The 12,689-nt window shown below is 41.0% G+C and carries 4 protein-coding genes; 3 read left to right on the top strand and 1 reads right to left on the bottom strand.

What is annotated here, in order from left to right:
- The first annotated feature begins 275 nt into the window (after window positions 1–275).
- The 3 genes from HW278_RS03115 to HW278_RS03125 all read left to right on the top strand — a co-directional run bounded on the left by HW278_RS03115 (window position 276) and on the right by HW278_RS03125 (window position 11,505).
- Window positions 276–9,755, top strand: a complete 9,480-nt coding sequence (locus HW278_RS03115; RefSeq protein WP_220389380.1) for a gliding motility-associated C-terminal domain-containing protein — start codon at window positions 276–278, stop codon at window positions 9,753–9,755.
- 538 nt (window positions 9,756–10,293) lie between these two features.
- A complete protein-coding gene (locus HW278_RS03120; RefSeq protein WP_255493733.1) occupies window positions 10,294–10,623 on the top strand; it encodes a hypothetical protein in 330 nt (109 codons plus the stop codon).
- Window positions 10,624–10,638: 15 nt separating this feature from the next.
- On the top strand, window positions 10,639–11,505 hold the full coding sequence (locus HW278_RS03125) for a bile acid:sodium symporter family protein (RefSeq protein WP_178976899.1): 867 nt from the start codon (window positions 10,639–10,641) through the stop codon (window positions 11,503–11,505).
- A gap of 181 nt (window positions 11,506–11,686) precedes the next feature.
- Here the strand turns inward: HW278_RS03125 and HW278_RS03130 are convergent, their stop codons facing one another.
- A complete protein-coding gene (locus tag HW278_RS03130; protein ID WP_178976900.1) occupies window positions 11,687–12,610 on the bottom strand; it encodes an aspartate carbamoyltransferase catalytic subunit in 924 nt (307 codons plus the stop codon).
- Window positions 12,611–12,689: the final 79 nt, after the last annotated feature.

The raw sequence follows: 12,689 nt of genomic DNA on the forward strand, positions 1-12,689 counted from the left end.
CTTTTTTTTCCTCTCGGCAGGTACGTTTCTTATAGCTCCTACCTCCCTTTGAAAGAGAAAACAGATTACAGCAGAAACAGAAGATATAACAGTGTTATTTTTTACACAAGTAAAGAAAGGTAAAGAGTAGGAAGTGTAAAGAAAAAGAGATTTAAAAAGGATTAAAAACAGTTGTTTTTAGCTCTAAGTTTGTTAAAACTGTGTTAATTATTGTCTTAGTGTAGAGAGATGTAAAAAATCTTTACTAATTTTGCACCCAAAATAAATCACTAACGATGTTTTTTACAGAGAAGATGAATAATTTAATAGCAAAAATGGCTTATAGGATTATCTTTGTGGTAGCATTTTTATTTGCTGTAAACCACCTGAATGCGCAAAGTACTCCCAAAGTGGGAATTACTCAATTAATAGGCTGTGGTACAGGTAATAATGTTAATAAGGCAGAGGTAACTGTAAGTGTAGACGAAAGTCTATCGGGTTACCAATACAATTTTGGAGGAGGCTGGGTAAATACCAATAAAGCTTGGCTTACAGCAGGGAATTATACTGTTCAAGTAAAAAAAGGAACTGAGTATTATCATACGTTACCTATTACAGTACCTACTAAAGCTACTACACCTACCTATAATTCTAAAATTATTTATAACTGTAATGGAACAGGTAATGTAACCCTTACCAACGACCAACCTACTTATCAGCATAGTTATACTTATAAAGGAGTTACGAAAACAGACCCACACTTTTCAAATCTTACCACTGGAGTTCATAGTATTTCAGTAACTTATACAGTACCTCCTACTACCAAAGCTATTATCTTCTATGATGATTTTGGAAAGAAAACAGGAAACGTTAAATCTGTAAAAAGTTCCTATGTAAACCAAAATATTTATTTTGACCCGATGAATGGGGCAAAACAAGTAAGACCAGACGGAGCTACACGTCCTAAAACTGTAGCGGATTCTTACTATGCCATAGGTAATAGAACAGATATGATGGCTGGTACTACTCCTTATAGTAGCTCTTGGGTATTGCCTAACGATAAAGATGGAGATGCTAATGGTAGGTTTCTGTGGTATAATGTAGAACTTTTTCAAACATCACCTGGAGAAACAAAAACGGTTTATAAACGCAAAGTAAAAGTAACTCCTGGACTTCCTATAGAGTTTTCAGCTTATGTATATAATCCTATCAATCATAATATAGAGATTCTTCGGGGCTATAAACCTGATATACATTTAAAAATCTTTCGTTCAGAAGCTGATTTTAAATCAAATACTCCTATGTCTTCTGATAAAAAAACTATAGAACAAGAGGAAAGAGGAAATCTTAACAATTGGACACATATGAGAATAACTGCTAATGCAGGAGATTCTGATAGTGAACTTATTTTTGTTATATATATGGATGGTGGCGGAAATGACCTTTGTGTAGACAATATTTTAGTAACACAAACCTCTAAGAGTTGCCCTTTTACTCAGATAGTTCCTATAACTATAGAGGCAAATCCTAATCCCCCTACTATCACTACTCAACCGGTAGCTTCTGCTGTTTACTGTAAAAATACAACTATCGCCAACGCTCTTAATATAAATGCTACCACTACTACCGGTACTCTTTCCTATAAATGGTTTGAAAATACTACAAATAGTACTACGGGTGGCAATCAGGTAGCTACTACCCAAACATATAAACCACAAACTACAGTGGTGGGTATTAAGTATTATTATGCAGTGGTAAGTAATGGTTGTAGCGTAGCTACAAGTACCGTAGCTAAAGTAGAAGTGCTTACTCCTCCCGAAGTTACTCAAATCACAGCAACTCCTGCGACGTTTAAGCAAGGAGAAAGTGCTTCAGTAGAATTTACAATTAAAGGTACACCTAATGCACAAGTAACCTACAATATCAATGGTACAGGTACACAAGTGGTAACGCTCAACTCAAGTGGTACCTATACGTTGCCTTCTCGCACCGTAAACCAAACAACCATTCTCAATGTTACCAAAGTAAAATTAGGCGCTTGTGAGCAAAACTATACCGACAAGAGTGGCGGTATATTAGCAACTACTGCTAAATGTACCACTAAACCTGCTCCTCAGTTCCCTACCACTCCTCCTAACGGACAAACAGCGGTAATGAATGGTGTTACGGTAACACGTACCTATTCAAAATCTTCAGCGACTACTTTAGTATATGGCAATACAGATATGGATCCCTATTGCAGTGGAACTCCTTATCACAATTATACAATTATACATACGAAACCTAACTTTAGCCCTAAAGTAATTTACACTTTTAGTCAGCCGGTTACCAGCGCAGAGGTATGGCTAATGGTAATGGGTAGTCCTTCAACAAAGAATGATAAAGTAAAACTTTCAACTAACAATGGTACACCTACTTTTACTAAAGTGTACGATTGTGCCGAAGGAAAGGGGCAAGCGGGAGCTACCTTAAGTAATACTGGAGAAGTTACTTCACAGGATCGTATTATAACCGATGTGGCGGTACGCGTAACCTCTAATACTCCTTTTACTCAATTAATAGTAGAAGACATTCACCCAGGTTCTTCAGGGGTATTAGTAGAACTTTGTCCTGCTTCTATCACTCCTGCCGAGACTATTAGTATCACTACACAACCGCAAAGCCAAACTATTTGTGCTGATAAGATGGCTACTTTCACCTCTAAAGCTCAATTGAAAGATGCTACAGGTAATATTCAGTACAAATGGCAACAAAAGTCTGATAACGGAACTAATTGGACAGATATCCCTACTTCTACGGGATCTATCGCAAGTGGAGGAACTGCCTCTTTAACAATAGCTGGAACTACTAACTATAAATATAGAGTAGTGTATAGTTACCAGTTTGCACAAGGCATCGTGGTTACAGCTACTTCTCAAGAAGCAACGCTTACCAAATTGCCTCCTGTAGCCTTACCTACCCTTATTACCGGCAGTAAAACTCTTTGTCCAACAGCAACTAACAATACAGTATCGTTTGCTAACTATGTAACTGCCCCTACGGGTACTACCTTGCTTTGGTACACTTCCCCTGCAGCTACTGTTTCAAGCACTACGGCACCTGTTATCAATACTCACGTAACCACTCGCACTACCCAAACGGCTTATGTACGCGCTCTTAGCACTGCGGGCTGTACTAGTGGTATCGTAACCGTTACCTTAACAGTAGACGATACTACTGCTCCTACTTTCACAGCACCTACTCCTTTAAATATAGTGTGCAACTCAACTACGGCTACTACGGCTATCAACAATTGGCTCGGTACGGCTACCGCCACCGATACTTGTGGTGCGATAGCTACTATTACAAATAACTATAATGCTCCAGCTGACCTTTGTACAGTACCTGGCGGTATTATTACAGTTACTTTTGTAGCCAAAGACACTTTTGGTAACACAAAAACAGGTACTTCTACTATTCATTTAGGAGTAACTCCTTTAGTAGTGAAAGACGATACCTTTAACATACCTAACGGATTAGCTACTCAAACTACTACTAGCGTTCTAGCTAACGATAGTTTAGGTGGCAATACACCAACGGCTGGAAATGGTGGTACGGTAACTATTACCAATGTAGTACCCGCTGCTCCTATCAACGGTGGTAATGTTCCTGTCTTGAATCCAGACAACGGAGTGGTAACAATCCCTGCCAATACACCTGCAGGTACTTATACCATTACTTATAAAGAGTGCGAAGCGCTTAATCCAAATAGTAACTGTCAAACAGCTACTGCCGTAATTAAGGTGGGTACACCGACCATTACAGTAGTACCTGACCCAATGACCGTAACACCAAGCACCACCACTCAAACTATACCAAGTATCTTAAACAACGATAAGATAGGTGGTACAGTAACACCAACGGCTGGCCCTGGTGGTAATGTAACTATGACGGTTACTAACCCAAGTAATCCTGGCAACAAACCTACTCTCGACCCTAATATCGGCGAGGTAACTATTCCAGGTAATACTCCAGCTGGTACTTATACCATTACCTACAGCTATTGTGAGGTCTTGAACCCTACTAACTGTACCGGTACGCAAACCTTGGTGGTAACAGTAGGTGCTGCAACTCTTACTGTACAAGACGATACCTTTAACATTCCTAATGGTTTAACTACTCAAACCACAATCAGTGTACTTGACAACGATAGTTTAGGAGGTACTAAACCAACAGCTGGAAATGGTGGTACGGTAACTATTACCAATGTAGTGCCTGCTACTCCTATCAACGGTGGTAACGTTCCTGTCTTGAATCCTGAAAACGGTGTGGTAACTATCCCTGCCAATACACCTGCAGGTACTTATACCATTACTTATAAAGAGTGCGAAGCGCTTAATCCAAATAGTAACTGTCAAACAGCTACTGCCGTAATTAAGGTGGGTACACCGACCATTACAGTAGTACCTGACCCAATGACCGTAACACCAAGCACCACCACTCAAACTATACCAAGTATCTTAAACAACGATAAGATAGGTGGTACAGTAACACCAACGGCTGGCCCTGGTGGTAATGTAACTATGACAGTTAACAACCCAAGTAATCCTGGCAACAAACCTACTCTCGACCCTAATACCGGCGAGGTAACCATTCCAGGTAATACTCCAGCTGGTACTTATACCATTACCTACAGCTATTGTGAGGTCTTGAACCCTACTAACTGTACCGGTACGCAAACCTTGGTGGTAACAGTAGGTGCTGCAACTCTTACTGTACAAGACGATACCTTTAACATACCTAATGGTTTAACTACTCAAACCACAATCAGTGTACTTGACAACGATAGTTTAGGAGGTACTAAACCAACAGCTGGAAATGGTGGCACGGTAACTATTACCAATGTAGTGCCTGCTACTCCTATCAACGGTGGTAACGTTCCTGTCTTGAATCCTGAAAACGGTGTGGTAACTATCCCTGCCAATACACCTGCAGGTACTTATACCATTACTTATAAAGAGTGCGAAGCGCTTAATCCAAATAGTAACTGTCAAACAGCTACTGCCGTAATTAAGGTGGGTACACCGACCATTACAGTAGTACCTGACCCAATGACCGTAACACCAAGCACCACCACTCAAACTATACCAAGTATCTTAAACAACGATAAGATAGGTGGTACAGTAACACCAACGGCTGGCCCTGGTGGTAATGTAACTATGACAGTTAACAACCCAAGTAATCCTGGCAACAAACCTACTCTCGACCCTAATACCGGCGAGGTAACCATTCCAGGTAATACTCCAGCTGGTACTTATACCATTACCTACAGCTATTGTGAGGTCTTGAACCCTACTAACTGTACCGGTACGCAAACCTTGGTGGTAACAGTAGGTGCTGCAACTCTTACTGTACAAGACGATACCTTTAACATTCCTAATGGTTTAACTACTCAAACCACAATCAGTGTACTTGACAACGATAGTTTAGGAGGTACTAAACCAACAGCTGGAAATGGTGGCACGGTAACTATTACCAATGTAGTGCCTGCTACTCCTATCAACGGTGGTAACGTTCCTGTCTTGAATCCTGAAAACGGTGTGGTAACTATCCCTGCCAATACACCTGCAGGTACTTATACCATTACTTATAAAGAGTGCGAAGCGCTTAATCCAAATAGTAACTGTCAAACAGCTACTGCCGTAATTAAGGTGGGTACACCGACCATTACAGTAGTACCTGACCCAATGACCGTAACACCAAGCACCACCACTCAAACTATACCAAGTATCTTAAACAACGATAAGATAGGTGGTACAGTAACACCAACGGCTGGCCCTGGTGGTAATGTAACTATGACGGTTACTAACCCAAGTAATCCTGGCAACAAACCTACTCTCGACCCTAATATCGGCGAGGTAACTATTCCAGGTAATACTCCAGCTGGTACTTATACCATTACCTACAGCTATTGTGAGGTCTTGAACCCTACTAACTGTACCGGTACGCAAACCTTGGTGGTAACAGTAGGTGCTACAACTCTTACTGTACAAGACGATACCTTTAACATTCCTAATGGTTTAACTACTCAAACCACAATCAGTGTACTTGACAACGATAGTTTAGGAGGTACTAAACCAACAGCTGGAAATGGTGGTACGGTAACTATTACCAATGTAGTGCCTGCTACTCCTATCAACGGTGGTAACGTTCCTGTCTTGAATCCTGAAAACGGTGTGGTAACTATCCCTGCCAATACACCTGCAGGTACTTATACCATTACTTATAAAGAGTGCGAAGCGCTTAATCCAAATAGTAACTGTCAAACAGCTACTGCCGTAATTAAGGTGGGTACACCGACCATTACAGTAGTACCTGACCCAATGACCGTAACACCAAGCACCACCACTCAAACTATACCAAGTATCTTAAACAACGATAAGATAGGTGGTACAGTAACACCAACGGCTGGCCCTGGTGGTAATGTAACTATGACGGTTACTAACCCAAGTAATCCTGGTAACAAACCTACTCTCGACCCTAATATCGGCGAGGTAACTATTCCAGGTAATACTCCAGCTGGTACTTATACCATTACTTACAGCTATTGTGAGGTCTTGAACCCTACTAACTGTACTGGTACGCAAACCTTGGTGGTAACAGTAGGTGCTGCAACTCTTACTGTACAAGACGATACCTTTAACATTCCTAATGGTTTAACTACTCAAACCACAATCAGTGTACTTGACAACGATAGTTTAGGAGGTACTAAACCAACAGCTGGAAATGGTGGTACGGTAACTATTACCAATGTAGTGCCTGCTACTCCTATCAACGGTGGTAACGTTCCTGTCTTGAATCCTGAAAACGGTGTGGTAACTATCCCTGCCAATACACCTGCAGGTACTTATACCATTACTTATAAAGAGTGCGAAGCGCTTAATCCAAATAGTAACTGTCAAACAGCTACTGCCGTAATTAAGGTGGGTACACCGACCATTACAGTAGTACCTGACCCAATGACCGTAACACCAAGCACCACCACTCAAACTATACCAAGTATCTTAAACAACGATAAGATAGGTGGTACAGTAACACCAACGGCTGGCCCTGGTGGTAATGTAACTATGACAGTTAACAACCCAAGTAATCCTGGCAACAAACCTACTCTCGACCCTAATACCGGCGAGGTAACCATTCCAGGTAATACTCCAGCTGGTACTTATACCATTACCTACAGCTATTGTGAGGTCTTGAACCCTACTAACTGTACCGGTACGCAAACCTTGGTGGTAACAGTAGGTGCTGCAACTCTTACTGTACAAGACGATACCTTTAACATTCCTAATGGTTTAACTACTCAAACCACAATCAGTGTACTTGACAACGATAGTTTAGGAGGTACTAAACCAACAGCTGGAAATGGTGGTACGGTAACTATTACCAATGTAGTGCCTGCTACTCCTATCAACGGTGGTAACGTTCCTGTCTTGAATCCTGAAAACGGTGTGGTAACTATCCCTGCCAATACACCTGCAGGTACTTATACCATTACTTATAAAGAGTGCGAAGCGCTTAATCCAAATAGTAACTGTCAAACAGCTACTGCCGTAATTAAGGTGGGTACACCGACCATTACAGTAGTACCTGACCCAATGACCGTAACACCAAGCACCACCACTCAAACTATACCAAGTATCTTAAACAACGATAAGATAGGTGGTACAGTAACACCAACGGCTGGCCCTGGTGGTAATGTAACTATGACAGTTAACAACCCAAGTAATCCTGGCAACAAACCTACTCTCGACCCTAATACCGGCGAGGTAACCATTCCAGGTAATACTCCAGCTGGTACTTATACCATTACCTACAGCTATTGTGAGGTCTTGAACCCTACTAACTGTACCGGTACGCAAACCTTGGTGGTAACAGTAGGTGCTGCAACTCTTACTGTACAAGACGATACCTTTAACATTCCTAATGGTTTAACTACTCAAACCACAATCAGTGTACTTGACAACGATAGTTTAGGAGGTACTAAACCAACAGCTGGAAATGGTGGTACGGTAACTATTACCAATGTAGTGCCTGCTACTCCTATCAACGGTGGTAACGTTCCTGTCTTGAATCCTGAAAACGGTGTGGTAACTATCCCTGCCAATACACCTGCAGGTACTTATACCATTACTTATAAAGAGTGCGAAGCGCTTAATCCAAATAGTAACTGTCAAACAGCTACTGCCGTAATTAAGGTGGGTACACCGACCATTACAGTAGTACCTGACCCAATGACCGTAACACCAAGCACCACCACTCAAACTATACCAAGTATCTTAAACAACGATAAGATAGGTGGTACAGTAACACCAACGGCTGGCCCTGGTGGTAATGTAACTATGACAGTTAACAACCCAAGTAATCCTGGCAACAAACCTACTCTCGACCCTAATACCGGCGAGGTAACCATTCCAGGTAATACTCCAGCTGGTACTTATACCATTACCTACAGCTATTGTGAGGTCTTGAACCCTACTAACTGTACCGGTACGCAAACCTTGGTGGTAACAGTAGGTGCTGCAACTCTTACTGTACAAGACGATACCTTTAACATTCCTAATGGTTTAACTACTCAAACCACAATCAGTGTACTTGACAACGATAGTTTAGGAGGTACTAAACCAACAGCTGGAAATGGTGGTACGGTAACTATTACCAATGTAGTGCCTGCTACTCCTATCAACGGTGGTAACGTTCCTGTCTTGAATCCAGAAAACGGTGTGGTAACTATCCCTGCCAATACACCTGCAGGTACTTATACCATTACTTATAAAGAGTGCGAAGCGCTTAATCCAAATAGTAACTGTCAAACAGCTACTGCCGTAATTAAGGTGGGTACACCGACCATTACAGTAGTACCTGACCCAATGACCGTAACACCAAGCACCACCACTCAAACTATACCAAGTATCTTAAACAACGATAAGATAGGTGGTACAGTAACACCAACGGCTGGCCCTGGTGGTAATGTAACTATGACAGTTAACAACCCAAGTAATCCTGGCAACAAACCTACTCTCGACCCTAATACCGGCGAGGTAACCATTCCAGGTAATACTCCAGCTGGTACTTATACCATTACTTACAGCTATTGTGAGGTCTTGAACCCTACTAACTGTACTGGTACGCAAACCTTGGTGGTAACAGTAGTGGGAACAGCAACACCTACACCTACTCCGGTAGCGGTAGACGATAGGGTTTCTACAGCGTTGAATACTCCTGTAAATATTGCTGTGTTAGCGAACGATACCCTCAACGGAGCGACTACTCCTAATGTAGTAACTCAACCTGCAAACGGTACAGTAGTTGTAAATGCCGATAATACGGTAGAATACAGACCTCACACAGGCTTTGTAGGAACTGATACTTTTGTGTACGAAATCTGTAACTCCGCAGGCTGTAGCAGTGCTACTGTAACGGTTGATATAGTGAATAAGCTCATACCTTACAACGGTATGTCAGTAAATGGCGACGGTAAAAACGACCACTTCCATATTGGTGGTATAGAAAACTATCCGAACAATGTGGTACGTATCTACAACCGTTGGGGCGTGAAAGTATTTGAGGTAAGTGGCTACGACAACGTAACCCGCGTGTTTAGAGGTATCTCCGACGGTCGTGTGACAGTAGAAGCTGCCGATAAACTCCCACAAGGTACTTACTATTATGTGATTGAATACTACGATCAGAATAATAATAAACAATCTGAAGTAGGCTGGTTATATATCAAAAAATAGTACTTTTATAATAAACTAAAAAGGGCTGTCCAGAAACTCTCTGGCAGTCCTTTTTGTTTTTAAGCCTATTTCCTCATTTTCTTTACCTTTAACTCCCAAAACTTCTATTACTCTTCTTCACCCTACCCCACCTTACTTTTTTCTTTCCTCTCTCTTTTCCGTCATATTCCCCCCTAGTGTCTATGGCCTAAGGCCTAGTGCCTTTTCCCTTTCTTTCGCCTCGAAACCCCTTTTTTACCATTTTTAGCGCTGTTGTATTATATTATGAATCAACTATTTATATACCCTTTCTATACCAATCGTCCAAGATTCGTATAAGCTTCCTATAAGCTCTCTATAAGCTAACCCCACCCTTCTCATAGCCTTTTTTCACCAAAATTCCTCTCAGCTCTCTTTCGTTCTCCTCCGCTATATTTCGAACTCCTCAACCCTCCACATTTGCTAATTTTCTCATTTCCTACCCGCCCGTGTGGCTCACACTTCTTATTGCTAATTAAAAAATGTTTCGTACCTTTGTCGACATAAAAGTATATAACCAATGAAAAAAACATTATTATTAGCCATAGGTCTTACACTTATCTTTCTTTCTTGTAAAAAAGAGAACAATGATGAAACCACCCCCGGCGGTGCTTTTCCTAAAACGATAGTAGAGGAAACTATTGGTAGTATAGGCACTGTTAAAACCACTGAAACCTATACGTTAAGTGGTAATAAAATTACTGCTTTTGAAAGAAAAGTAGTAGATAACGGTACCCCCACTACTGATGAAGTCTATACCATCACTTATAACGGCGAGTTGATAACTGCTATCAGTATTAAAAGCAATTCTCAAAGCAACAGAAACTATACCTATACCTATACTTATTAGAAAAGCTAATCGCTGATGTTTATAGATTACCTTCTTTCGGCAGTGCTGATGCTTATCACCTTTGCGATAGGCAGTTCGTTGCGCTTCTCCGATTTCGAAAACATATTCAAAAAATCAAAGCCCTTGTACTTAGGGCTTTTCTTGCAGATGGTCTTCTTGCCTATCTGTGCTTTTATCATTGCCGAGTTTTCTAATTTACCCCCTGCCGAAAAAGTAGGGCTCATCATCGTATCAATATGTCCTGGGGGTACTACCTCCAATTTCATTAGTTATCTCATCAAAGCCGATACCGCTTTGGCAGTAGCCCTTACCGCTATCAATAGTTTGCTCATACTGTTTACCATTCCGGTGTTGTCTAATTGGGCAGTAGTTGTTTTTATGGGGGGTCATACCGAAGTGTCGCTCCCTATATTCAATATGGTCTGGGAAGTAGCCAAAATCATTATAATACCAGCTTTGTTGGGCTTATTCTTCAACCGGTTTTTCCCTAATGTATCTCTTAAAATCCGTTTTCCTTTAAAAGTAACAAACACCATATTGTTGGGAATTGTATTCTTTATCAAGTTTTTCGGTGATAAACAATCAGGAGGAAGTGGTATTTCAGTAGATGAAATATTCCGACTCTTGCCTGCTACGCTTCTAATGCACCTCAGCGCGATGACACTTAGTTATTTTATAGCTCTGAAATCTTTTAAATTACCGGGTGTACAAGCAACGACTATCAGTATAGAAGTAGGTCTACAAAACACTGCTTTGGCGATATTGGTAGCAGGTACCCTTATGGGCAATACCGATATGACCAAACCTGCCCTTGTGTATGCCATATTCTCCTTTTTCACCACTTTTATCTTTGCCCTTATCACCATCAGAATTAGAAGATAACAACAATTAATAATTGACAATTAACAATTAAAAAAGCGCGATGTTTAAATAGTAAACATCGCGCTTTTTTATCTTTCACCTTTTATTCACATACCCAGCTGTAAGCCCTCGCTGGCTTTACCTTTTATCTTTTACCTTTTATCTTTTACCTTTTATCTTTTACCTTTTATCTTTTACCTTATTAAATCTTGCTTGCCAACAAATAAATCACTGCCATTCGTATGGCTACCCCATTTTCTACTTGTTGTAAAATAATCGATTGGGAGCTATCAGCTACTTCGCTGGTAATTTCTACCCCTCGATTGATAGGTCCTGGGTGCATAATCACTATTTCTTTGTCAAGGCTTTCCAATACCTCTTTGGTGAGTCCGTATTGTTGTACATATTCACGGGTAGAAGGAAAATAACTGATGTCGAGTCGCTCATTTTGTATACGCAACATATTAGCCACATCACACCAGTTCAAAGCCTTGCGCAAATTGGTTTCTACCTTCACGTCCAATTTATGAATGTATTTAGGAATAAGTGTTTGAGGTCCGCATAGCATCACTTCAGCTCCTTGCTTGTGGAGTGCAAAGATGTTCGAAAGTGCCACGCGCGAGTGTAGTATATCCCCCACTATCACTACTTTTTTACCTGCTACATCTCCCAAGCGTTCGCGTATAGAATATGAGTCTAAAAGTGCTTGTGTAGGGTGTTCGTGAGCTCCATCGCCAGCGTTTACAATTGAGGCTTTCACGTGTTGTGAGAGGAAGACTCCCGCACCTGGGTTCGGGTGACGCATCACTACCATATCCACTTTCATCGAGAGGATATTGTTCACGGTATCTACTAAGGTTTCCCCTTTGGCTACCGATGATTGAGAAGCCGAAAAGTTAATCACATCGGCAGAAAGACGTTTTTCTGCCAATTCAAAGGAAAGACGAGTGCGCGTACTATTCTCGAAGAAGAGGTTGGCAATAGTAATATCGCGCAACGAAGGTACTTTTTTAATAGGACGGTTAATAACCTCCTTGAAGTGGTCAGCAGTTTCAAATATTAACTGTATATCCTTTTCGGTGATATACTTAATGCCCAACAGGTGATTAACGCTCAATGCACTCATTTCTTTTTCTTTTTAAGTGGTTGTGCAAAAGTACAAAATAATTACAAACTACGAGTTACGATTGAAGATTTTTTTAGCT

The organism is Capnocytophaga sp. oral taxon 902 (genome assembly GCF_013394735.1).
GTDB classification, from domain to species: Bacteria; Bacteroidota; Bacteroidia; order Flavobacteriales; family Flavobacteriaceae; genus Capnocytophaga; species Capnocytophaga ochracea.